18 protein-coding genes are annotated in these 24399 nt (G+C 43.2%); 15 read left to right on the top strand and 3 right to left on the bottom strand.

Annotated elements, in window-relative coordinates; all coding sequences use genetic code 11:
- Positions 1–307: 307 nt before the first annotated feature.
- On the bottom strand, positions 308–1321 hold the full coding sequence (locus J7E57_RS06625; RefSeq protein ID WP_215126310.1) for a LacI family DNA-binding transcriptional regulator: 1014 nt from the start codon (positions 1319–1321) through the stop codon (positions 308–310).
- Between the two features lie 216 nt (positions 1322–1537).
- On the opposite strand from J7E57_RS06625, the gene J7E57_RS06620 reads away from it, so the two are divergent.
- From J7E57_RS06620 to J7E57_RS06595, 6 genes are all read left to right on the top strand, one after another.
- The gene (locus J7E57_RS06620; RefSeq protein WP_215126308.1) at positions 1538–3382 is read left to right on the top strand and encodes a glycoside hydrolase family 97 protein; all 1845 of its coding nucleotides are present in this window, start codon (positions 1538–1540) and stop codon (positions 3380–3382) included.
- Between the two features lie 5 nt (positions 3383–3387).
- Positions 3388–5391 (top strand): glycoside hydrolase family 2 protein, encoded by a 2004-nt coding sequence (locus J7E57_RS06615; protein ID WP_215126306.1) that lies wholly within the window; start codon positions 3388–3390, stop codon positions 5389–5391.
- 2 nt (positions 5392–5393) lie between these two features.
- Positions 5394–7406: a sialate O-acetylesterase gene (locus J7E57_RS06610; RefSeq protein ID WP_215126304.1), complete on the top strand. Its 2013-nt coding sequence runs from the start codon at positions 5394–5396 to the stop codon at positions 7404–7406.
- A gap of 14 nt (positions 7407–7420) precedes the next feature.
- Positions 7421–9700, top strand: coding sequence for an FAD-dependent oxidoreductase (locus tag J7E57_RS06605; protein WP_215126302.1), 2280 nt, complete (start codon positions 7421–7423; stop codon positions 9698–9700).
- 22 nt (positions 9701–9722) lie between these two features.
- Positions 9723–11402, top strand: a complete 1680-nt coding sequence (locus tag J7E57_RS06600) for a sodium:solute symporter family protein (RefSeq protein ID WP_251029822.1) — start codon at positions 9723–9725, stop codon at positions 11400–11402.
- A gap of 109 nt (positions 11403–11511) precedes the next feature.
- The gene (locus J7E57_RS06595) at positions 11512–12435 is read left to right on the top strand and encodes a DUF4886 domain-containing protein (protein ID WP_215126300.1); all 924 of its coding nucleotides are present in this window, start codon (positions 11512–11514) and stop codon (positions 12433–12435) included.
- A 130-nt stretch (positions 12436–12565) separates the two neighbouring features.
- On the opposite strand, the gene J7E57_RS06590 is transcribed toward J7E57_RS06595, so the two are convergent.
- Positions 12566–13837 (bottom strand): hypothetical protein, encoded by a 1272-nt coding sequence (locus J7E57_RS06590; RefSeq protein ID WP_215126298.1) that lies wholly within the window; start codon positions 13835–13837, stop codon positions 12566–12568.
- Positions 13838–14037: 200 nt separating this feature from the next.
- Between J7E57_RS06590 and J7E57_RS06585 the strand changes: the two genes are divergently transcribed.
- The 4 genes from J7E57_RS06585 to J7E57_RS06570 all read left to right on the top strand — a co-directional run bounded on the left by J7E57_RS06585 (position 14038) and on the right by J7E57_RS06570 (position 16489).
- Complete coding sequence (locus J7E57_RS06585; protein ID WP_215126296.1) at positions 14038–14220, top strand: transposase; 183 nt, start codon at positions 14038–14040, stop codon at positions 14218–14220.
- Between the two features lie 95 nt (positions 14221–14315).
- On the top strand, positions 14316–15047 hold the full coding sequence (locus J7E57_RS06580; protein ID WP_215126294.1) for a helix-turn-helix transcriptional regulator: 732 nt from the start codon (positions 14316–14318) through the stop codon (positions 15045–15047).
- Between the two features lie 166 nt (positions 15048–15213).
- Positions 15214–16065 (top strand): NmrA family NAD(P)-binding protein, encoded by an 852-nt coding sequence (locus J7E57_RS06575; RefSeq protein ID WP_215126292.1) that lies wholly within the window; start codon positions 15214–15216, stop codon positions 16063–16065.
- A 97-nt stretch (positions 16066–16162) separates the two neighbouring features.
- Positions 16163–16489: a DMT family transporter gene (locus J7E57_RS06570; RefSeq protein WP_215126290.1), complete on the top strand. Its 327-nt coding sequence runs from the start codon at positions 16163–16165 to the stop codon at positions 16487–16489.
- Positions 16490–16768: 279 nt separating this feature from the next.
- Here the strand turns inward: J7E57_RS06570 and J7E57_RS06565 are convergent, their stop codons facing one another.
- Positions 16769–17080: a hypothetical protein gene (locus J7E57_RS06565; protein WP_215126288.1), complete on the bottom strand. Its 312-nt coding sequence runs from the start codon at positions 17078–17080 to the stop codon at positions 16769–16771.
- Positions 17081–17239: 159 nt separating this feature from the next.
- Between J7E57_RS06565 and J7E57_RS06560 the strand changes: the two genes are divergently transcribed.
- The 5 genes from J7E57_RS06560 to J7E57_RS06540 form a co-directional block, all read left to right on the top strand.
- A complete protein-coding gene (locus tag J7E57_RS06560) occupies positions 17240–18196 on the top strand; it encodes a methionyl-tRNA formyltransferase (RefSeq protein ID WP_215126286.1) in 957 nt (318 codons plus the stop codon).
- Between the two features lie 23 nt (positions 18197–18219).
- A complete protein-coding gene (locus J7E57_RS06555) occupies positions 18220–18750 on the top strand; it encodes a phage tail protein (protein ID WP_215126284.1) in 531 nt (176 codons plus the stop codon).
- A 33-nt stretch (positions 18751–18783) separates the two neighbouring features.
- Positions 18784–19302, top strand: a complete 519-nt coding sequence (locus tag J7E57_RS06550) for a phage tail protein (RefSeq protein WP_215126282.1) — start codon at positions 18784–18786, stop codon at positions 19300–19302.
- Positions 19303–19329: 27 nt separating this feature from the next.
- Positions 19330–19845, top strand: a complete 516-nt coding sequence (locus tag J7E57_RS06545) for a phage tail protein (RefSeq protein WP_215126280.1) — start codon at positions 19330–19332, stop codon at positions 19843–19845.
- A gap of 127 nt (positions 19846–19972) precedes the next feature.
- Positions 19973–24399 (top strand): beta strand repeat-containing protein (locus tag J7E57_RS06540; RefSeq protein ID WP_215126278.1); only part of this gene is annotated, 4427 nt, incomplete at its 3' end.

The raw sequence follows: 24399 nt of genomic DNA, 5'->3' as shown, positions 1-24399 counted from the left end.
TCGCATTTCCATCCAGCTAGGCCATAGCACGGTATCTCCGTTCTACTTAAATCCGGCCTAACAAATTTTTCGGGCTGTACTGTTCTGTCCGCATAACTGCCTTCAAAAGAAAAATTTTCAGCCGGCATTTTTTGTTTTTTCATGGGTCTTTATATTTTCAACGGCATTCAAGCTAGCTATGCTGGTCTTTTTGATGCCAAAAAGAAAGAGCCCTTCGGCGGTGGCGAGCCGAGGCAAGCCCCTGGTGTATGGAAAAAGAAAACAATTGTACGTCACTCATATTGATTTTTATAAAATAAATTATCCCTCAGGTTGACTCCCTGATAATCAGTTCTGTTTTCAATACTTTTGTCACTGCCTTCCAGTCACTCACATCCCTGTTGATCTGGTCAATCAACAACTGGGCTGCAGTCATCCCGATCTCTGCTATCGGTTGAGCAACAGTTGTTAAGGAAGGGGCCATCAGTGCCGACGCATAATCGTTGCTAAAGCCGATAATGGCAATATCTTCAGGAATTTTTAAATCTCTTTTTTTGATGACCTGAATGGCTTCTATTGCCGTTGGATCGTTTACAGCAAAGATTGCGTCGGGCGGGTTTTCCAGATTTAACAGGTGGTTTACATAAATCTTAACTTTTGAAAGGCCCAGGTCGTAGGAAATGATGAGTTCCTCATCTATTTCTATGTTGTTTTTCTTAAGTGCAGACTTATAGCCATCCAACCTGCGCTCACTTATTCTCAACGAAACCGGACCTGCCAGATGGGCAATTCTTTTTCTGCCATTTTTTATCAAATAATCAACGGCATTGTAAGCACCCTCAAAATCATCCACAATTACTTTCGGAACTTTCATTTCATCGCATACACGGTTGAAGAATACGATTGGAATTCCTTTTCTTTCAAAGATCTTTAAGTGGTCGTAGTTCTTGGTTTCGCGGGTAATAGATACGATTATACCATCTACCTGATTGGCCAGCATCACTTTGGTGTTGGCTACTTCAGTTTCGTAGGTTTCGTTTGATTGGCTGACAACGGTATTATAGCCAGCCTGGGTGGCTACTTCCTGTGCGGCTATGATTACCTGTGGAAAATAGGAACTCGAAAACTCGGGAACGATGATGCCTATGGTATTTGTTTTTTTACTGATTAGGCTTATGGCAAGCATGTTCTTCTGATAATCTAGCTTTTTTGCCAGTTCCAATACCGCTTCCCTGGTTTTGAGGCTTACATTGGCATGGCCTGTTAAAACCCTTGATACAGTTGATTTCGACAGGTTAAGTGCCCTGGCAATATCTATAATGGTAACCTGGTGCTTTTTCATCGTTAAAATATTTGGTAGGATGCAATCACAAAATTGATTATTTCCAATATACAACATATTAATTGATTGGGGAAAGGATTTTGGGAATGTTCCCAAATATTGGGACCGTTCCCAAAACAATAACTTTTTTGAAAGCTGCGAGGTTCTTTTACTGTACCTTATATTTGAATTAACCATTTATAAATCTCACCTGTAAAAAGGTCAAAAACATCAAATTTGAAAAAAGCGATATTATTTATCAATCTTCTTCTTCTTGTATCTGCAGCGAAGGGGGAGGTTTTGAATACTGAAATTAAAATGATCAGTCCCGCTGGTCATATTTCAGCTGAAATATCTCAAAGTGATGGACATTTATTTTATACTATAAAAGCCGGTCAGCAGTTACTGATCAATAATGGCACAATGGGGCTGGTGATTGACAGCATTGCCTATGGGAGCCGTGTTAACAGCCTTTCTGTTTTAGCAAAGCGTACAGCCCGTACGGGAAATAAAGTGTGTCATATATATACATTGTTGTTAGAAGAAGCAGGAAGAAAATATAACATCGAATTTCGGCTTTCAAATGAGGGGGCTGCCTTTCGGTATATTTTTGATAGTAAAACAGCACAATATGTTACCAAAGAGCTTACGGCCTTTGTGCTTCCAAAATCGCAGGTATGGTTTTTTGAACGGAACAGCGATTGGAAGCTGAAAAGTTACGCAGGTTTATGGCAAAATACCACGGCAGATAGCCTGAATACAATATCAGGCCAGGGACCGGTACAGGGAAAACCCTTATTATTCGAACTTCCGGGCAAAAAATATGTAATGCTTACCGAAGCGGCCTTGTATAATTATAGTGGAATGCGTTTCAAAGCTTTAAACAATAGGGTATTGCAGATTGATTTTACAGAAAAGAACGGGTTTAAAGTTATGGGTAACCTAATTACACCATGGAGGGTTTTATTGTACGCCACAGACCTGAATACGCTGGTGAATAGTACGATGATCAATGACCTGAACCCTGAACCAGATAAGCAATTGTACACTGACCAAAGCTATATAAAACCAGGAAGATCAGTCTGGAGTTGGATCACCAGGGATAAAAACTATATGCAGCCTGAGGAAGAAATGAAATTCATAACAGCGGCCAGCGAACTGAATTTTGAATATACTTTATTAGATGAGGGATGGGAAACGATATGGCCCGACAAATGGAAACAGTTAACTGAAATATGCAGTTTCGCTGAAAGTAAAAAGGTTGGAGTATGGGTATGGAAGAACTCAAAAGCACTTAGAGACCCTTCAAAAAGAGACAGCTTTCTGGATAGTGTGCGCAATGCAGGCGCTGTTGGTATAAAAACAGACTTTATGGACAGCGAGGCAAAAGAACTGATCGATTTTGAAATCGGATTTTTAAAAGCCTGCGCAAAAAGAAAACTGATGGTCAACTTTCATGGCTGCCATGCGCCCACAGGAGAAAGTAAAACCTATCCTAATGAAATGACCAGGGAGGGAATCCGTGGGATGGAACTGAATATCATGAAAGAACCCATACCAGCTTGGCACAATGCTGCGCTACCTTTTACCAGGCTGGTGCTCGGCCATGGCGATTATACCCCTGGATTGTTCTCCAATAAGGCCAATACCACCAATACACACCAGTTGGCATTGTTTTTTCTGTTTAATTCCCCCTTCCAGTGTATGGCAGAGAATCCAGTAAAATTATTGGTAGATAGCCAGTTTAAACCTGTTATTCCCTTGCTGAAGAAACTGCCTGTTACCTGGGATGAGACACTTGTACTTAAATGCAGCGTTATCGGCGAAATTGCGGCCTTCGCAAGAAGGAAAGGAGATAAATGGTATATCGCTGCAATTAACGGTTCAGCAAAAAATAAAGAAATCTCTTTCAATGCAGATTTTTTAAAGAAGAAGAAAAATTATAAGGCTATCGCGATAAACGATGCGCCCGATGGCGGGTTTTTGAGAACAACATCAATAATTGGGGCAACTGATGTTAAAAAAACAGTAATTGGCCCCAATGCCGGACTAGTGATTGAAATCAGTCCCTCAGGTAATTAATTCTGATGATGAAAAAACATATCCTCTCTATAATATTGATTGTATTTTCACTGGCTGCATTTGGCCAGTCGAATATACAGTCGCTCTCCGGTGCCTGGTCTTTTGCCCTTGATCCTTTAAAGATAGGGGCAGATGAAGGCTGGGCAGCTCCGGCTTTCCCCGATAATAAACTGGATAAGGTTACCGTACCGCACTCTTTTTCTGTCGACAAACGCTATTTCTTTTATACAGGAACGGCCTGGTATTTTAAAAAATTCGACACCAGGCCCATTGGTAGTGGTTTTAGGGCGTTTATAAAATTTGATGCAGTCTTTTACAAGTGTAAAATATGGCTGAACGGTAAGGTTGTTGGTGCGCACGAAGGAGGATATACCCCCTTTGAACTCGATGTAACTACTGTGCTGAAAGAAAAAAATGTATTGTCGGTAATGGTAGATAATTCGTGGGACAAAACGACCATTCCCGGTGCAAGGGCTGTTGATTCCAATTACAATGCTGCCGCTGCGCAGGTATATCCATGGATAAATTATGGAGGTATTACCAAACCTGTTGAGCTAAAGATAAGACCGGCCGTGTACATCAGCAATATCAAGATCCAGGCCGATCCTGACCTGAAAAAAGGCAGTGCTATAATTCAGGTCAAAGCGTTTATTAAGAATACATCTGCTGTTGATGCCACGGTTATACTCAATACTGATGTTTCTGACAATAAAGAAAAGTTTGCAGGCCTGTTTAAGCCTGTAAAAATAAATATTGCAGGCAACTCGTCCAGAGCGCTGAACCTGCAGGCCTATCTATCTGCAAAGCATGTAAAACTATGGAGTCATGATAGCCCTTCTTTATATGCTTTGGCACTAAGCGCAGGCAGCGATACACTGAAAAGTAATTTCGGCATCAGGAAGATCGAAGTTAAGGGAACACAGTTGCTGCTTAACGGACAGCCCATTAGAATGGGCGGTGGCAACCGGCCTGCCGACCATCCGGATTTTGGTTCCATTGATCCGGATAGTGTATTGAAGAAAGACCTCATCCTGATGAAGTCTGCAGGAATGGAACTATCCAGGATTGCACACCATGCAGTTTCTAACGATTTGCTGGATTGGGCCGATGAACATGGCATGCTCATTATCACCGAAACGGGCAACTGGCAGTTGGCTTCCTCTCAAATGGCAGACCCTTTAATGCGGGGCAAATTTCAGTCGCAGATGCGTGAAATGCTCGAAAGAGACTGGAACCACCCCTCGGTATTTGCCTATTCATTGGGCAATGAGTTTTATTCCCACAAACCTGAAGGACAGGCATGGGTTAGGGATATGAGCGCATTTGTGAAAAATATCGACAATACCAGGCTAATCACCTTTGCAAGCAATATTGTTTTTAGGGACTACATCAAAAAGCCAACTGATGAAGCTTCTCAATATGTTGATTTTATCAGTGCCAATGTATATGCAAACCATGCCAAATGGGTAGCTCATATCCATGAGTTGTACCCTTCTAAACCCATCTATATAAGTGAATTTGGTATGATGCTCACCCCCAATAAAACCGAGAAAGACAGGGAAGTTTATCTTAAAGATGCCATTGAGGCTTTTAGAAAAATGGATTATGTGATCGGTGCTTCCATCTGGTCGTTTAACGATTATCTGAGCCGTTTTCCTTTGTCCAATGCAGATGGATACCGGTCTTGGGGAGTGGTTAATGCAAGGCGGGAACCAAGGGACGTTTATGGTCTTTTACAAGAGGAATTTGCTCCTGCACTGATCTCTGTTATTAGTTTTAAGGATAACAGGTTAATCCTGAATATAAAATCAAGAAGCGATTTCCCGTCTTACAACCTGCAGGGTTATCAGCTAAAAGCGGGGAGCAGAACTGTTCAGGTTAAAACATTGCCGCCCGGAGCTTCGCAGCAGGTCAATATCGATATCGTCCCGGGCGAAAAGCCAGCGTACATAGAACTGATCAAACCGGGCGGCTTTATGATCATGAAAACAAATATTAATAACAGGTAAGAATGAAGTCTTTTTATTATACCAGAGCTTTTGCGCTGTTGTTCACCTTAAGCTTTGCAGCTACCTGCGCTAAAGCCGGTAACATCGTGCGTTTATCTGGGCTGTTTAGTGATGATATGGTCTTGCAGCGGCAGAAAGCAATCAAATTTTATGGAACAGCAGCTGCTAAAGCAGTATTCGATATTGAATTTGCAGGAAAAAAACAAAAAGTAAATGCTACCGGTAATGGTAAATGGGAGATTGATTTTCCGGCGATGGAGGCCGGGGGACCGTATAAACTAAGCGTAACATCCGACAGTTCCTTCACCTTAAAAAATATCCTGATTGGCGATGTATGGGTATGTTCCGGACAATCAAATATGGAATGGGTATTGAGACGGGCCTTTAATGGGCCTTATGAATTAAAAAAAGCGAATTATAATGACATACGTTTTCTTACTGTTCCCAAAAATGCGGCCTCCTTTGCAGCCGAAGAAATAAGAAATGCTTCGTGGAAAACCTGCACTACAGCTAACGCCTGGGAATTTTCTGCTGTGGCCTATTTCTTCGCAAGAACGCTTAACGAACGTTATAGAGTACCTGTCGGTATCATACATGCTTCATGGGGAGGTACACCTGCCGAATCTTGGATCAGTAATGAGGTCATTTCAACCCATCCTGATTTTAAGCTAAAAGCTGATAGTCTTTTGCAGGCATTTAAAAATGGATCTACAATAGAAGCACTGCAAAAACAGGTATACATGGAGCGCAGTTTTCCATACCTGAAAAAGCTACAGGAAAAGGACAAGGGTTATATCGAAGGCTGGAACAAAACCCAATACAATGATACCGAATGGAAAACGCTGGTTGTTCCCGGAACTTTGGAACAGCAGAGACTTGGAGATTATAAAGGAAGCATATGGCTGCGTAAACATGTGATTATACCTGCAGCTATGTCCGGTCAGGATCTGACCCTGGTAATGGAAAAACTCAATGAACGCGACATTACCTATTTTAATGGTACAGAAGTAGGCAGGGTATTTGGTTTCGGCGGGAAAAGGGTATATCGGATCCCAAAGGAAATCATCAATAAAGGAGAAAACATCATTAGCATCAGGCTGGAAGCATTTGATCGGCCGGCAGGTTTTGAAGCAAAAGATGCTTCAATCATCAGGCTTGAGCAGATGGTAGAAACGAACGATCCTACTACCGTACCGCTTGCCGGGGAATGGAAGTATAACCAGGGACTTGCGGCGGCAGAATATCCCGAGCAGCCTAAAACCAGCGTAAACGTATCCGCACTGCCTTCGGTATTGTACAATGGGATGATTGCACCACTTAAAAAGCTGGCAGTGAAGGGTTTTTTATGGTATCAGGGTGAAAATAATGCCGGAAGGGCTTTTCAGTACAGAACTTTATTCCCGCTTTTGATCAACGACTGGAGAAAACAGTTTGACCAGGGCGATCTCCCTTTTATTTTTACGCAGCTCTCGGGTTACGGACCGATTACCAGTGAGCCTGTAGATCATTTTTGGGCTGAGTTAAGAGAAGCACAATCGCAAACACTTTCGCTGCCAAATACAGGTATGGCAGTAACCGTTGATGTGGGTGACCCGTATGATATCCATCCGCTTAACAAACAGGTAGTTGGCAAACGTTTGGCTGCCCAGGCCATGCACATGGTTTATGACGATCAGGATCAGGCAATATCCCCACTTTACGAATCTATGCGGCTGAGCGGAGATAGCATCCGGCTCAAATTTAGCCATACAGGTAAAAATCTGATCAGTAAGGGCGGCATGCCCAAAGGTTTTGCCATCGCAGGCGCTGATAAAAAATTTGTATGGGCAAATGCAAAAATTGATGGCGATGAGATCGTGGTATGGCTCTGGAAAGTAAAACCGGTGGCCGTAAGGTATGCCTGGACCGGCAGTCCGGTAGAAAGTAATGGCGCCAATGTTTTTAATGCAGAAGGATTTCCCTTGTCGCCATTCAGAACAGACAATTGGAAAAGTATAACAGAAGGAAAGAAATAATACAGAATATTTTTATGATCACAAATCAAGGAGGCGAAAAGAGGCAGCTGCGATCTAACGAACTCGCGGCAGATCTTGCCATTATAGGCGGCGGGGTATCAGGAACCTGTGCCGCAATTACCGCTGCAAGGCAAGGTTTAAAGGTTGTACTGGTGCAGGACAGACCCGTGCTTGGAGGAAATGCAAGCAGTGAGGTAAGGTTATGGATGCTGGGCGCTACATCACATATGGGAAACAATAACCGCTGGGCAAGGGAAGGTGGGGTTGTGGATGAGTTAATGGTTGAAAATACGTACAGGAACCCCGAAGGAAATCCGTTGATTTTTGATACGGTTTTGCTTGATAAAGTTATTTTAGAGCCAAATATTACCTTATTGCTTAATACCGGGGTATATGATGTAGAGAAATCAGCCGCAGATGAACTGAGCGCCGTAAAAGCCTTTTGCAGTCAGAATTCTACTGAATATATCATACACGCACCACTTTTTTGCGATGCATCAGGAGATGGCATTGTGGCCTTTCTGGCTGGTGCGGCGTTTAGGATGGGAGCAGAGGCCAAAGAAGAATTTGGAGAACAGTTTGCGCCTACAAAAGAATATGGGGAACTGCTTGGCCATAGCCTGTATTTTTACAGTAAGGATACCGGCAAACCCGTAAAGTTTGTAGCCCCTTCCTATGCACTGGATGATATTACAAAAATCCCCAGGTTTAAAAATTTTAATGCCAGGGAGTATGGATGTAAACTTTGGTGGCTGGAGTATGGAGGAAGACTGGATACGGTACATGATACCGAAAAAATAAAATGGGAACTCTGGAAAGTAGCCTACGGTGCATGGAACTATGTAAAAAACTCTGGCAATTTTCCCGAAGCCGAAAACCTTGCGCTAGAATGGGTAGGCACCATACCGGGTAAAAGAGAGAGCCGCCGTTTCGAAGGCGAATACATCATCAAACAGCAGGATATCGTTAATCAGCAATTGCATGATGACGCTGTCGCATTTGGTGGCTGGAGCATAGATCTGCATCCGGCAGATGGGGTGTTCAGCGAGAAACCCGGTTGTAATCAATGGCATAGCAAGGGCATTTATCAGATTCCCTATCGCGCTTTGTACAGCCGCAACATCAGGAATCTTTTTCTGGCGGGAAGGATTATCAGTGCCACACATGTTGCCTTTGGCTCTACAAGGGTTATGGCTACTGCCGCCCATGCGGCACAGGCAGTTGCCATGGCAGCCAAAATCTGTAAAGACAAAAATCTGTTGCCAGCGGAGATCTATCACAGAGGATTTATACCTGAACTGCAGACTGAGCTGCTGCGCAGTGGGCATCACATTCCGGATCTTGTACTTCATGATGCGCTCGACCTTGTACGCAGTGCGCAGGTTACAACATCTTCAGAACTATTGCTGACAGGTCTTCCCGAAAGTGAACTGTTTAAGCCACTTGAGTTTTCTGTTGCACAGATGATCCCCTTAAAAGCAGGTGCAATCGGGGCTTTTGTTGTACATGCAGAAGGAGATATGGCAACGAAGCTGGAAGTGGAACTTAGGATCAGCAGTAAAAAGAGCAACCACACGCCAGATTTGACCATAGATAAAGTTTCACTGCCAATAAATGTCGGGCGCAATTGCCTGCAGATCAGCTTTGATGCGGAAATGCCCGAAGAAAGTTATGCATTTCTTACTTTTATGAAAAATCCTGATGTTAAACTGCAGTTCTCCGCGAAACGGGTTACGGGACTATTATCCGTATTTAACGCCATTAATAAGGACGTATCCAATTATGGAAAACAAAGTCCGCCAGAGGATATAGGGGTAGATGAGTTTGAATTCTGGTGCCCCAAGCGTAGGCCCGAAGGGCACAATATTGCATTTAACTACGAATCCGGTATCAATGCTTTTGGTGCTGCAAATGTTACTAACGGCATAGATAGGCCGGTCTCTGCTCCAAATGCATGGGTGGCCGACTGGAAAGATAAAAATCCGGCACTAACCATTAGCTGGAAAGAAATCAAGACTGTTAAACGGATCGAGTTGTTATTTGATACCGATTTTGATCATCCGATGGAATCTGTCCTGATGGGGCACCCGGAAAATGTGATGCCATTTTGCGTAAGGAATTATGTAATTAAAGACGATAAAGGGGCCGTTGTTTTTACTAAAACCGGTAATTATCAAACCAGGAACATCATTGAGCTAACTGAGCCTTTAAATACCAGGAGCCTAACGATATATTTGGAACATCCTTCAGGTGATGTACCTGCAGCTTTGTTCTCCGTGCGTTGTTATCAATAATATTAAATAGCAGATAAATTAAATGGGAAAATTAGATTTTGTGGTAATGGCGGTTTTTGCCTTACTTATATTCGGTATCGGACTTACATTTACCCGTGTGGGAAGTAAAAGCGGACAGGCCTTCTTCGAAGCCGGAGGAGAAACACCCTGGTGGATTAATGGCTTATCCTTGTTTATCAGCTATTTTTCGGCCGGAACCTTTGTGGTTTGGGGATCTATCGCTTATAAACATGGGCTGGTTGCCAATGCAATACAGTTAACAATGGCCATCAGTGGCTTAATTGTCACCTTTTTTATTGCCGGAAGATGGAAAAAAACAGGTGTTGCAACAGCAGCCGAATACATCGGCAAACGGTTTGGCGCGGCCGAAAAACAGTTTTATACCTATATGACCTTACTGCTGAGCCTTTTTACCACTGCAGCTGTACTGTATCCGGTTGGTAAAATGGTGCATGTAGCTACCCCTTATTCACTAGAAACCTGCATTATTGTGATCGGGTTGATCATTGTGGTATATACCGCTGCTGGTGGCTTATGGGCGGTTTTGGTAACCGATGTAGTTCAATTTGTGATACTTACAGCTGCGGTACTGATTGTGATCCCCATAGCTTTTTCCCAGATCGGTGGACCAGCCAACCTTGTGGCAAAAGCGCCGCCCCATTTTTTTGAGCCTTTTAACCAGGACTATACCTTTGGGTTTATGCTGGCTTTTATTGTATATCAGACGTTTTATATCGGCGGTAACTGGTCATACGTGCAACGTTATACCAGTGTGTCTAACCAGAAAAACTCAAAAAAGGTAGCAGGTATATTTACCATATTGTATTTTGTAAGCCCTTTTATCTGGATGATCCCACCGATGATCTACCGGGTGATCAATCCAAATCTTCAGGGACTGGAAAGTGAAGATGCATACATGATGTTGATCCAAAAAGTAATGCCGGCAGGTTTGATAGGGCTTGTGCTGGCCGGAATGGTTTCTGCCACATCCAGTAAAGCCAATACAACGATCAATATGGCCTCAACCGTTTTTGCACAGGATATTTATAAAAACCTGCTCAGGCCGAAAGCTTCAGAAAAAGAGGTGATCTGGATGGCCCGTTTCTTTACCCTGGTTTTTGGCATACTAACAATTGTTGTTGCCATTTGGATACCAAGTGCGGGAGGAATTGTTGAAGTGGTTTTAAGTACGGCCTCTATTGCAGGGGGAGCATTGTTTGCACCGATCATCTGGACGCTTTTTTCTAAACGTCAAACCGGATTTTCAGTCGTTACCGCCACTGTGGCATCATTGCTGATCAACCTGTTCTTTAAGGTGATTATGCCCGGTATATGGGGTTTAAAGCTCGACCGTACCATGGAAACCTGCATGGGGATGGGCATTCCAATAGCGGTCCTTTTGTTTTTCGAAATATATTATACTGCTAAGGGGCATATTTCCATTAAGGTAGAAGAAATGGAGCAGGAAAAAGAGCTTACCGCGGTTCGAGTTGTAGATCCGGCCCTCCATATTGAGGCTGCAAAACAAAATAAATTCGGAATAGGTGTTATTGCACTTTCAATGGGCATTGTGGGGATAGGCATCGGAATACTTGGATATATCGCAAAGGATTTTTCAATCACTGTTATGACTGTTGGCGGCCTAATCCTGATATCGGCAGGGTTAATATGGCGAGTAGCCAGTAAAAAGTTGGTTGTTTAATGCAAACAGTACAGAAGTTTATGGAATGGGTGCTTTTTTACTATTAGGAGTAGAACGCTAATACATGAAAGCCCGTCCAAAGGCGAGGTAAAAACAAAAATATATTAATATGATACGATTATTTTTAAAGTACAAAGGCAGCAGATTATTCATTTTTTTGCTTGTTTTTAGTCTTAATGCTTTCAGTCAAACCAATAACAATACATTACACTTATTCGTAATTGGAAATAGTTTTTCGCAAAATGCGACTGCTTTTCTGCCTCAAATGGCCAAAGAAACGGGTAGAAATTTAATTATTGGTAGGGCAGAACTCGGCGGTCATTCTTTGGAGCAACATTGGGGTTATGTAGAAAAATTTGAAAAGGATTCAACCGATATTAAAGGAAAGCCGTACGGAGGCAAATCGTTGAAAATGTTATTGTCGCAAGGTATTTGGGATGTAGTGACCATTCAACAATATTCATACCTTTCCAGTGATTCATCAAGCTACAACCCATACGCGAAAAAACTTGTAGACTATATCAAAAAGCTTCAACCAAATGCAGAAATCGTGATTCACCAAACTTGGGCTTACCGTGCTGATGCAAAGAAATTTGGGAAAGTTGGGCCAGCGCAATTGGCTAAAAATCAGTTGGAAATGTGGCAAAAATCTCGTGAAGCATACCGCAAACTAGCAAAACAGTTTAATGCCAGGCTTTTACCTGTTGGCGATGCGTTTGAAGAAGTGGCGACCAATAAAAAATATGGCTATAAAAAGGATACAGCTTTCGATTTTGAACATCCTGTTGCATCCAATTTACCTGATCAAACTCATTCTATCAATGTGGGCTATTTTTGGAACAAACAAGAATTAGCCTTCGATCCAAACCATGCGAATGATGCGGGGAAATATTTAGGCGGTTTGATTTGGTATGGGATACTTTTTAAAGATTCCCCGAAAAAAATAGGATTTAAACCCGCATCTGTTTCAGATGATTTTAAAAGTTATCTGCTTGAGGTTGCAAGTAAGGTTATAAAGGTTTCCAAAAACTGATTTTTGTGATATCAATCTCCTTCAATAATGTGATTAAAACGTAATTTCTTACCGCTCCTTCCAGAATATCCTGACCTGATTTAATAAATGAATGGAGTTTCCCTAGCCATTTGGCCAGGGAAACGCAAATTTAATAAGATACAAGTGTTGTAATGCTTGATGCAGAAAGGTTAATGCCAAAGCTTCCGCCCGAAACCGCGAAGCTGTTTGAACTAAGGTTTGTCGCGCTTGTTGTAAAATAGCGGTTGAATCCATTAACTGAAATCCCAGTATAGCTAAAGGGCTGATAAGTAACAGCTGTATTCTGGTTTATGATAACAAGTACTAATTTTGTTCCGCTTTTGTATGCGGTAACATAAACACCAGTGCTTGGATTTGAAGTACAATTGATTTTGGTATATCCCGGGCGGACATATCTGGCGTAATGTGCCATGATGTAACCTAATTTTTGAATATTGCCACTTTCGCTGATCGGTCCGTAACTTCTTCTGATGTACCACCATACATATGCACTCCATCCTGCATTCATGCAGTCATGGATCTCTTTTGCTGCTGTCATGGCATTTGGCCAATCTTCCCCACTTATGCTCGAATTGGTATAATGTTCGGTCATCCACACTGGTTTGCCAATATTCCCCAGGTTATAAGGTGTTTTACCGTAAATGTGGCCACATACAAAACTGGTTTTTGATTTTGCAGTTGCATTACTGAGATAGGTATTAATATAAGTCTGGTTCATTTGAAATGGTTCAGGTGCCATAATCGGTGCGCCGCAATTGCTGCCTTGTGCAGCAACAAAGTCGGCTACTTCCGGAGCGGTAAGTTCCATAGATTCGTAGTTGACCTGATAATCCGGCTCATTCGTAGGACTAATGGCAGCGAGGCCACCAACTGCACTATTGAACGCATTTAAATGTGCGGCATAGGCAGAATAAGAAGCTGTTTTGATTTTGCCACCTACTACGCTTCCATTGGTCTTCATCGATGCGGGTGCTGACCATGCTGAGGCGATAGCAGAGCCCCCATATGACTTGCATGCATCGACAGTTGCTTTTTCAGCAGCAAACTCTGTGGAGGAATTTGGAACACGTACGCGGACGATGCTTAAACCGATGCCGTTTGTTGGTGAAAATGCTGTACTTCTTTGGGTACTTGTCAAGTCTCCCGTCCATGCCACAATATTGGCTCCACCGAACCCTTTTATGGACTGTTGTACAGTCGAGGCGTTAATTTCGGCAGTACCTTGTACGGCGAGCGCTGCCATGCTTCCCTTAACGGAGTCCGATCTGAGCGCTGTGATCGTTTTTTGCGGAATTAACAGTTCTGCATCGTTGATTTGATTTTTTGAGCAGCCGGCAAATAATAGTGCTGCAGTGAGCACACATGAAATTTTGTTTCTCATAAGTAGATTTGGTTAGTGATTTAATTAATCAATTTTAAATAAATCAAGTGTTAGCGAATACTTCATATGGTTTTTTTTCTGACACATATGTTGAAAGACCGAGGTTTTGTTACCCTCCCACATCAAGAGGATTGGAGTTGCTACATTAACTATAGGGATTTATGTGTAAAATTTGAACAGAAACTTTTAAATTTGAATAGATGAGCAAACGAGTGTTTGATGATTCCTTTAAGAAAGCGTCTATAGATTTATCCAATAGCCAAGGGGCTATAAAAGAGATTGCTGATGAGCTGGGCATCAGTCAGAACCTTCTGAGCAAATGGAAACGGGTGCAACAGAATCCAAACAGGTCTCTTCAGTTTTTCCAGAAGATCAGAAACTGATCAGGAAACTGCAAAAGGAGTTGAAGGATGCCCAAATAGAACGCGATATATTAAAATAGCCAATAATGTAGATATTTAGTTTATGTCTTGTCCATATGTCGTCAAATAACCAATACCAATCTGGCAGTGCTACCCGTTTACGCAGGCTCATTGCCCTGCTTACCGTTTTGCAGACCAAGCGAATTGTAAACGCAACTGATCTTGCAACCCGGTTTAAAGTTAGCACAAGAACTGTTTATAGAGACATCAAACTGTTGGAGGAGGCCGGTGTTCCGGTTTTTACAGAAGAAGGAAAAGGATTTTCGTTGGTAGAGGGCTATAAAGTACCCCCATTGTTGTTTACAGAAAGCGAAGCAGCTGCTGTTATCACCGCTGAAAAACTCGTTGCCGGTAATAACGATGATTCACTGGTTAGAAATTACCGCAATGCGACAGACAAGGTAAAAGCTGTACTGCGTTATGCGGAAAAAGAGAAAATGAACCTCCTCTCTGAACGTGTAAAAGTGTATGTTAATAACGATGAGAGGCCATCGAGCAGTCATTTAGCAGAGTTGCAACAGGCACTAACCGATTATAAGCTCATTAAAATCCAATACTGTGCTTTAAAAGAAAATGAAATTACAGAGCGTGTGGTTGAACCTTTTGCTTTATTTTATGCAGCAAACAAGTGGTTGTTACTTGCCTTTTGCCGGTTGCGCAAGGATTACCGTTTTTTTAGGGTTGACAGGTTCCAGTCTTTTCATATCCTTAACGAAAGATTTGAGCCACATAAAATGACGATCTCCCAATACCTCAACAGACTGGCAGAAGAAAGCATACATCCCTAGCGCTATAGCTTTTTTTTGTTTCCTGAACCGTCAGGTTATTTTAGCTTCTTAATTTGTCTAAGCGCACACCGGTTAATAAAAAATCCGAAATTGAAAACACCTATGACAGATAGTTGTCACAGTAGCTTGTAGTTTTGATCTATTACGAAATTTAACCTATAGCATTATGAACATTATATCTGGAGGAACAGGGCAGATCGGATCTGCCTTAGCTAATGCCTTGCTCAAAAGCGGCGAGGAGGTAACCATTATTTCTCGAAGCTCGAAGTCTGCAGCTGATTGGCAAGCTAAAGGCGCAAAATTTGCAGTTGCAGATATTTATGACACCGAAGGTTTGCGCGGGATCTTTCAAACTGGAAAAAACATTTTTGTATTGAATCCGCCTGCTGATCCGTTGACGGACACGGACCTTCAGGAAAGGAAAACGGTCGCTTCCTTAGTGGAGGCCTTAAAAGGAACGCAGGCAGAAAAGATAGTTGTTGCTTCGACACTAGGGGCACGGTATGGCAGCAGGATTGGTGATCTCAATACGTTATATGAGCTGGAGCAAGGAATAGGGACTCTTGGATACCCTTATCAGATTATCAGATCCGCTTATTACATGAGCAATTGGGCGTCATCGTTACCTATCATAAAAGAAACCGGCGAACTCATGTCGTTCTTTCCCAAAGCGCTTAAGATACCGATGGTCGCGCCTCGGGATATCGGGGAATTGGCGGCAAAGTTTATGACAACCAAGAACGGACCGGAGTTGAATGCCATAGTAGGCCCGGAACTTTATTCGCCACAGGATGTGGCGGACGCGTTTTCTGATGCATTGGGCAAGAAGGTAAGCGTAAAAGTAATTCCGAAGCAGCAATGGACTGATGCTTTTAAATCAGTGGGGTTTTCTGATGAGGCAGCTGCGTCGTATGCGGCTATGACCGAAATAGCAGCTAATGATATCCAGGTGCCAAAAAACGCTGTAAAGGGAAAAATTAGGCTACAGCAGTATATCAATGACCTGGTAAAAGCATAAAGCAGAAACTGACCGATCCGCCTAGGTCACAATATATTTGATCACCTACTGATGAGGAAACGGTTAATTAATACCTTAACAGGCAAATAATTTAACTATGAATTGGATTTTATTGGCTATCGCCGGCCTATGTGAAGTCGCTTTTGCATCATGTCTCGGTAAGGCAAGGGAAGCGACCGGAAGCGCTGTTTATCTATGGTACCTTGGCTTTTTTATAACCATGTCTCTTAGTATGCTTTTATTAATGAAAGTTACACAGACTATGCCTATTGGAACTGCCTATGCTGTTTGGACAGGTATTGGCGCTGTAGGTACAGTAGTGGTTGGCATTCTTGTGTTTAAAGATCCAGCTACTTTCTGGCGCCTCTTTTTCCTGAGTACATTGGTGATATCCCTGATTGGACTTAAACTTGTAGCGGAATAGTTTTGCAGCTTATTTTAGGTCAGGGTTAGGTGTTTGAATTTGTTTCTGTTGAAGCATTGCTCGATCTAATTCGGCGTTAACTGCGTAACCGATGTATTTTGGTTTATGATAACAAGTACTAATTTTGTTCTGCTTTTGTATGCGGTAACATAAACACCAGTACTTGGATTTGAAGTACAACTATTTTGGTATACCCCGGGCGTACATATCTGGCGTAATGTGCCATGATGTAATCTAATTTTTGAATATTGCCGCTTTTGCTGATTGGTCCGTAACTTCTTATGATGTACCACCATACATATGCACTCCATCCTGCATTCTTGCCGACAAGATTTCGCATTGCATCCCCTTGGTAAATGCTTTCACGGATGGAAACAGCAGCATATTTGGATGGTCTTCAAAACGATCTGCATTGATCAAATCAGGGAAAATGCTGTCCGTGCCTCCTGGTGTACGCAAAGGCCGGACTGTCCAAGAGCCATTGTAGTGGGATACATTGAAGTGCGACATCCAATTGTATGTAATACTCCGTAGGTCAGCTTGTATATCAGTAATGGGGATATTCTGCTTTGCCCTTGAATAAATGACCATGGTGCAGGTGAGAATAGTTTTTTATGACTACTAATTTAAGTCTAAAAATTAGATAAACTATACTTAAAAATAAGTATTTGTTATTCTTGTTTGGAGTTAATGAAATAATTAAATAAATTTACGTAGTCTAAATTACATCCTACTCTAACCATCATCCTAGTGAAAATAATCGTATTTTCTACTCATCTCTCGTGTATACCTGTACTAGATTATTTAGGTGCACAGGATTTATTAAAAGCTGTTGTTTCTACGGATAAGCTTAAAGATCATCATTTAGGTGTTGAGTACTATTGTAACAATAATGATATATCTTTTTTCAAAGTAAACAGACAAGATCTACTTATAACTATTAAAAAGCTGTTTGTTGAAATACAGCCCGATGTAGTTTTGATGTTTGGTTTTTCTTACCGGATCCCGGCCAATCTTTATGAGTTTCCGCCACTTGGCTTTTTTAATGTACACTTTAGTATGTTGCCTGCTTATAGGGGGGCAGATCCGCTGTTTTGGCAAATGAAAAACGGCGAGACCAGTGGAGGGGTAAGTATCCATAAAGTTGATGCAGGTTTTGATACCGGCGCAGTAGTAATGCAGCAGCCAGTACCTTTTATACCCGGCGAAACTTGGGGCATAGCCGATGGCAGACATGGTGCGGTGGCCCTCAATCTGATTGCTCAATTGATGGAGAAACTGAAAAGCGGAGAGGAGATTACAGCGTTACCGGTAAATCAAAGTTTAGCAAGCTACTATCCACGGGCTGCTGCTGCTGATGTGGCTATTGATTGGGATGTGCAAACTGCCGCACAGGTAGAGGCACAGGTTAATGCCAGTAATCCAGGCGCAGGCGGGGCTGTAACAACTTTTAAACAGCAATTGGTAAGGGTATTGGAAGTTTCGCCTGTTGAAGCCACTGGGGAAGCGGCATTTGATGCTGGGACAATAGTACATGCAGATGCCAGCGGAATATATGTGCAATGTGCCGACCGCAAAATCTTGCGCATTAATATCATCAAACTCAATGAAGGCTTTGTAACCGGTGCTAAACTGGCGGCAATGGGTGTGCAGCGGGGAGAAAAATTTGAAAACAATATGTTCGAATACCACGAAATATATAATTAATCTTTAACCATAAACCACATACTATGTTAGATTCAAATTACATCGGCGAAATCAGGATGTATGCAGGCGTCTATGCACCATCATCCTGGAAATTCTGCGATGGTTCACTTCTTCCGATCAGTGAGAATGATGCACTTTTTACACTTATTGGCACCACATATGGTGGTGACGGACAAACGACCTTTGCCATTCCCGACCTAAGAGGGCGCGTCCCGGTACATGTAGGTACAGGCCCTGGCTTACCAACAGTAGTGTTAGGGCAAAAATCAGGTACCGAGTCTGTTACGATGGCGGTAGGCCAGATGCCAGCCCACACCCATCCATTGATGGCTCAACTGGCCGAAGGCAATTCCAATACACCTGCCAATAACATATTTGCAAATACCGGATCCGCAGATCCAGACTTTGCTCTGGGAACTGTTACACCAGATGTGGTGATGGGCACTAACTCGGTATCGCCGGTAGGGGGCAGTACGCCAATTAGTATCAACCAGCCGTCATTGGCCATAAACTATATCATAGCATTGTACGGTATATTTCCGGCACAGAGCTAACGGATTATCTTAAACCTTTAAAACTGAAAAAAAATGGATTTTTATTTAGGAGATATCAGAATAGTATCGATAAATTTTGCGCCTAAGGGATGGGCGCTCTGCAATGGGCAGATCTTGCCGATTCAAACCAATCAGGCTTTATTTTCTCTTTTGGGTACCATGTACGGCGGTAATGGAACCACTACATTTGGGCTACCAAACCTACAGGGGCGTGTATCCCTTGGTTTTGGGACAAGCCCGGCAGGTTCAAGTTATGCTATTGGACAAGTTGCCGGTAGCCCGAATGTTACTGTTTTACCAAGCCAGTTGCCTGCGCACAACCATGCGTTTTTTGCCAATAATGCGCCTGGTACAACCAACGCACCTGCTAATGCCTATTTTGCTGATTCGGTAGCACCGGATCTTGATTTTTCAAATGCTGGACCTAATACGGCGATGGCGCCCGGTGCATTGGGTTTAACAGGCGGAAATGGACCGATACCTGTGCAACAGCCCTACCTGGGACTTACTTTTATCATCGCCACAACCGGCATTTACCCATCCAGAAACTAATCAAAGTATAAATCAAAAATAAAAGAGATGAACTTTATAGGAGAAATTAAACTCGTAGGAGAAAATTATGCGTCTGTTGGTTGGGCTTTTTGCCGTGGCCAGCTTTTGGCGATCAGTCAATATAGCGCACTATTTTCACTTATCGGCACCACTTATGGTGGCGATGGCAGAACCACTTTTGCAGTACCTAATTTACAGGGGATTGTACCCGTGGGCACAGGTAATGGCCCAGGATTGACACCTCTTCCGCTTGGCACAGCTTATGGCTCAGAAACCGTAACCCTTACCAGGGATAACCTACCCTCACACTCACATGCTGTTAAGGCTGTAAGTGCAAGTGGAACAGTTCCATCGCCAACAGGAAACTATTTTGCAAATAAGGGGAGAAGTGACAATGATTATACGCCAAATGTACCAAATATGACGATGAACCCCGGAACAATAGGTGTTGCAGGCAATAGCTTGCCAGTGCCTGTAATGCAGCCCTATATAGCGCTTAACTATGTTATTGCATTAGAAGGGGTATTCCCGTCAAGAGATTAACATAATTCTTTACCACAGCTTTGCTCCGAACCAAAGCTGTGGTTCCTGCAAACCAAATACAATGCCACCCGGCCGCCCATAGCTGTTTATGATGCCTGCTGACATTAGGATTTATAAACTATTTGATATGAAAAAAGCTTTACGCGTTTTATTTTCTACCACCGTTCTTTTACTGCTCGTGCTTGCAGCAAATGCCCAGATCCAGTTTCAGGACAGTTATGAGCAGAGTTTCGGCAATTTTGTTGTTACGATGAATGTAACCGGCAACGATGGGGCAGGGCATAACACCTATACGGGTACCGGTAGCGTTACTGGGGGTACAACGGCCTATAAAATCCTCTTTACGGGAGGACGCTGGGAAATCCAGTTTTTTAACGGTGGTACCTTTCAGACGGCATACTACAATACAATCAATACGACACCTAATCCACCAGCAATAGGCAATGGAACGTGGGTAGATGTTGGACCAGATCACTTACTTCTGCTGGCAGGCACAGTTGTAGGTGGCTCATCCAATGATGCCACATTATCTGCCCTGACGATATCGGCGGGCACATTGACACCCGCGTTTGCCAGTGCTACAATAGCTTATACTGCAAGTGTAAGTAATGTAACGGCATCGATTAATGTAACAGCAACCAGAAACCAAGCCAATGCCACCATTAAAATTAACGGCAATACGGTAACAAGTGGCAGTGCCACGGCCGTAGCCTTAAGCGTGGGAGTGAATAGTATCGCCGTGCTGGTAACCGCACAAAATGGTACCACAAAAACATATACCATTACTGTAACCAGGGCACAGCCTGTTACTGCAACACCAGTATCCGTAACACCTGCCAACGGAAGTTTACTGAATACACGAACACCTACGTATACCGGTACATCACCTGGTAATGCAAACATAAATGTTTATGTAGATGGCTCATCCATTGGCACCACAACAGCGTCAGTTGGTGGGAACTGGAGCTTAATCCAACCCACAAATCTTGTTGATGGCCCACATACCACATATGCTACGGCTCAGGTTAGTGGTAGCACGGTAAGTACAAACAGCAATACCAATAATTTTAATATAGATGCTACGCCCCCAACAGTGAGCATTACCAGTGGTACTGTTGCTTCTGGCGGTACAACCAGTACATCCGTAATCCCATTTACCGTTACTTTTTCTCAGACTGTAACCGGTTTTACAATAGGTGAGATCACATCCACTAATGCATCGCTCAGTAGCTTTGCAGGTAGTGGAACAACATATACTTTTAATGCAACACCAACTTCAAGTGGTAATGTTACCATCAATATAGCAGCCAATGTAGCGCAGGATGCCGCCACAAACGGAAATATAGCAGCGCTACAGTATGCTTTTACCTATACAGCGCCGGTAACAGCGCCAACCGCAACAACTGGTGGCAATACACCTTCTTATACAACAGCCACATTGGCGGGTACAGTAAACGACAATAATGCCAATACTACTGTAACTTTCGATTGGGGCTTATCAAATGCCTATGGGTCAACTATAAATGCAACACCAAATCTAGTTTCTTCTGGTACAGGTAGTACTGCTGTTACAGGTAGTTTAGGTGGGCTTATAGTAGGTACAACCTATTATTACCGTGTAAAAGCGGTAAACAGTGCGGGTACAACTAATGGGCTTCAAGGATCTTTCACTACTTTGGCACTACCAACGGTATCAACTGATGCTGTAACAGGTATTACCACTACTTCTGCTGTAATGAGTGGAAACGTTACGGCGGCAGGTGGATCGGCGGTAACTGAGCGAGGGATCGTTTATGCGATCGGACAAATTCCCACTACTGCAAATACAAAGGTTTTAACGGGCAGTGGCACGGGCACTTTTTCAGGAACCATAAACGGTTTGGCATCTTCTACATTATATCATGTAAGAGCCTATGCTACCAACGGTGGTGGAACAAGCTACGGAGCTGATCAACCATTTACTACATCTACGGCAGCAGGTACAATTTTTGCCCCTGCCAGCTTCCCCGCAGGATTAAGCACTACTTATGGCACAGCATCTGCTTCAACAAGGGTCACTGTATCCGGCACTGGCTTATCAGTGGGAATTACGGTCACTCCATCATCAACTGCCAATTTTGAGGTGAGTGCGGACGGTACGACTTTCGGTCCTTCTGCTGTCATTGGTGTTTCGGGCACGATATTGGGTGATGCGTACGTAAGACTTAAAGCAAATGCACCGGCCGGTACAAATATTACCGGGCATGTGACATTAACAAGTACAAATGCAAATAGCCTGACAATAAATATTCCATCAAGTACAGTGTCGAAAGCAACATTAACTTATACTTCAAGTGGGATAGGAAAAATTTATGGGGCAGGTGTTCCGGTTTTAACAGGAACAGTAACAGGCTTTGTGAATTCGGAAGCCATAGCAACCGCAACAACTGGCACTATTAATTGGTCTACCTCGGCTACAATAAGTAGTGCTGTGGGTTCGTATAATGTTAATGGTGGAGGACTAAGTGCAGCAAACTATAATTTTGTACAGGCTGCAGCTAATGCCTCAGCTTTAACAGTTACACCAAAACCATTAACAGTATCTGCAACGGGGAATAATAAACTGTACGACGGGACTACAACGGCCACGGTAACCCTGAGCGATGACCGTGTAGCAGGTGATGTATTTACCGAAAGCTACGCTAGCGCCTCATTTGCTACAGCAACGGTTGGTACAGGTAAACCTGTTAGTGTGTCAGGCATTGCCATTTCCGGCGGTGCATCGGGTAATTATACTTTGGGCAATACAACCGCATCAACAACAGCAAATATTACTGTCAAAACGATTACGATAACTCCGGATGTAAATTCAAAAACTTACGGAAATGTAGACCCTACACTGACCTTTACCGCTACACCAGGTTTAGCTACCGGAGATAACTTTAGCGGCTCGCTTACCCGTGCAGCGGGAGAGAATATCGGTACTTATGCCATTACCCAGGGTACACTTTCGGCCGGAAGTAATTATGCGATAACTTTTACCACCGGTACAAATTTTACAATCAATAAAAGAGCAATTGCCATTACGGCCAACTCAGCACAATCAAAAATATATGGTAGTGTTGATCCGTTCCTGACATTTACGCTTACCGGATCCTTGGCTTTTGCGGATACATTTAGCGGAAGGTTGTCCCGTGCAGCAGGTGAGAATATTGGTGATTATACAATCACTCTGGGAACGCTTGCACTGAGCAGCAATTATGCAATCACTTTTACCCCGGGTATAACCTTTGCCATCAATCCAAGAGCGGTTACGGTTACGGCCAATGCCGGACAGTCAAAAACATATGGTAATGTTGATCCTTTCTTGACTTTTACGGTTGGTGGATCAGGTCTGGCCTTTGCCGATACCTTTAGTGGAAGCTTAAGCAGACTGCCAGGTGAAAATGTTGGCGATTATACAATCACCCAGGGAACACTTGCATTGAGCAGCAACTATGCCTTAAGTTATGTTGATGCAGATTTTACCATCGGCAAGAAAATGATAATGGTAAGCGCGGTAGCAAAAAGCAAAACCTACGGTGATGCCGATCCTGTGTTAACTTACACATTTAATCCGGCCTTGGTTGGCACTGATACCTTTAACGGGAGCCTTAGCAGATTGCCTGGTGAAAACCTTGGCACCTATGCCATTAGTCAGGGTACACTTGCACTGAATGGGAATTATACCCTGAGTTATACCGGAGCCAATCTCAGCATTGGCAAAAGAATAGTAACGGTAACCGCTGTAGTGAAGAGCAAAGCCTATGGTGATGCAGATCCAGCCTTAACTTATACTTTCAGTCCGGCGTTAGCAGGCACTGATACGTTTACAGGAGCACTGACCAGGTTGCCCGGTGAAAATGTTGGAACCTATGCAATTGCACAGGGTACACTTGCATTGAACAGCAATTATACCTTAAATTATGTGGGCGCAGATCTCACTATTGGCAAAAAGATAATAACGGTAACAGCAGCGGCAAAGAGTAAAACCCAGGGTGATGCCGATCCTGCACTGACCTATACTTTTGCTCCTGCATTGGTAACAGGTGATAGTTTCAGCGGAAGCCTGAGCAGGGCTGTTGGTGAAACAGCAGGTACCTATGCCATTACCCAGGGCACACTGGCGTTGAACCCTAACTATATTTTAACGTATATTGGGGCTGATCTGATCATTGCCTCAAAAACTGTAATAACGGTAACCGCAGTAGCAAAAAGCAAAACCTATGGTGATGCTGATCCGGTGTTGACCTATACTTTCAGTCCTGCACTGCAGTCGGGCGATAGCTTCAGCGGAAGCCTGAACAGGTTGCCGGGAGAGAATATCGGTACCTATGCAATCAGCCAGGGTACATTAGCCTTAAATGCTAACTATACTTTGACCTACGTTGGTGCTGATCTTACCATTGGCAAGAAAACAATAACGGTTACAGCAGCAGCGAAAAACAAAACCTATGGTGATGTGGATCCTGCATTAACCTATGCTTTTGCTCCGGCACTGGTAACAGGTGACAACTTTAGCGGGTCACTTAGCCG

The sequence above is a fragment of the Pedobacter sp. ISL-64 genome (assembly GCF_018613605.1).
In the GTDB taxonomy this organism is placed as follows: Bacteria; Bacteroidota; Bacteroidia; order Sphingobacteriales; family Sphingobacteriaceae; genus Pedobacter.
The sequence above is the reverse complement of the archived record's forward strand: the minus strand, read 5'-3'. Positions and strand labels throughout refer to the sequence as shown.

Coding starts and splice junctions, on each gene's coding strand:
- J7E57_RS06550 (WP_215126282.1), top strand. CDS start 18,784: ATGGATTTTTATTTAGGAGATATCAGAATAGTATCGATAAATTTTGCG.
- J7E57_RS06565 (WP_215126288.1), bottom strand. CDS start 17,080: ATGGTCATTTATTCAAGGGCAAAGCAGAATATCCCCATTACTGATATA.
- J7E57_RS06615 (WP_215126306.1), top strand. CDS start 3,388: ATGATGAAAAAACATATCCTCTCTATAATATTGATTGTATTTTCACTG.
- J7E57_RS06570 (WP_215126290.1), top strand. CDS start 16,163: ATGAATTGGATTTTATTGGCTATCGCCGGCCTATGTGAAGTCGCTTTT.
- J7E57_RS06555 (WP_215126284.1), top strand. CDS start 18,220: ATGTTAGATTCAAATTACATCGGCGAAATCAGGATGTATGCAGGCGTC.
- J7E57_RS06600 (WP_251029822.1), top strand. CDS start 9,723: ATGGGAAAATTAGATTTTGTGGTAATGGCGGTTTTTGCCTTACTTATA.
- J7E57_RS06545 (WP_215126280.1), top strand. CDS start 19,330: ATGAACTTTATAGGAGAAATTAAACTCGTAGGAGAAAATTATGCGTCT.
- J7E57_RS06580 (WP_215126294.1), top strand. CDS start 14,316: ATGTCGTCAAATAACCAATACCAATCTGGCAGTGCTACCCGTTTACGC.
- J7E57_RS06625 (WP_215126310.1), bottom strand. CDS start 1,321: ATGAAAAAGCACCAGGTTACCATTATAGATATTGCCAGGGCACTTAAC.
- J7E57_RS06590 (WP_215126298.1), bottom strand. CDS start 13,837: ATGAGAAACAAAATTTCATGTGTGCTCACTGCAGCACTATTATTTGCC.
- J7E57_RS06585 (WP_215126296.1), top strand. CDS start 14,038: ATGAGCAAACGAGTGTTTGATGATTCCTTTAAGAAAGCGTCTATAGAT.
- J7E57_RS06575 (WP_215126292.1), top strand. CDS start 15,214: ATGAACATTATATCTGGAGGAACAGGGCAGATCGGATCTGCCTTAGCT.
- J7E57_RS06595 (WP_215126300.1), top strand. CDS start 11,512: ATGATACGATTATTTTTAAAGTACAAAGGCAGCAGATTATTCATTTTT.
- J7E57_RS06610 (WP_215126304.1), top strand. CDS start 5,394: ATGAAGTCTTTTTATTATACCAGAGCTTTTGCGCTGTTGTTCACCTTA.
- J7E57_RS06605 (WP_215126302.1), top strand. CDS start 7,421: ATGATCACAAATCAAGGAGGCGAAAAGAGGCAGCTGCGATCTAACGAA.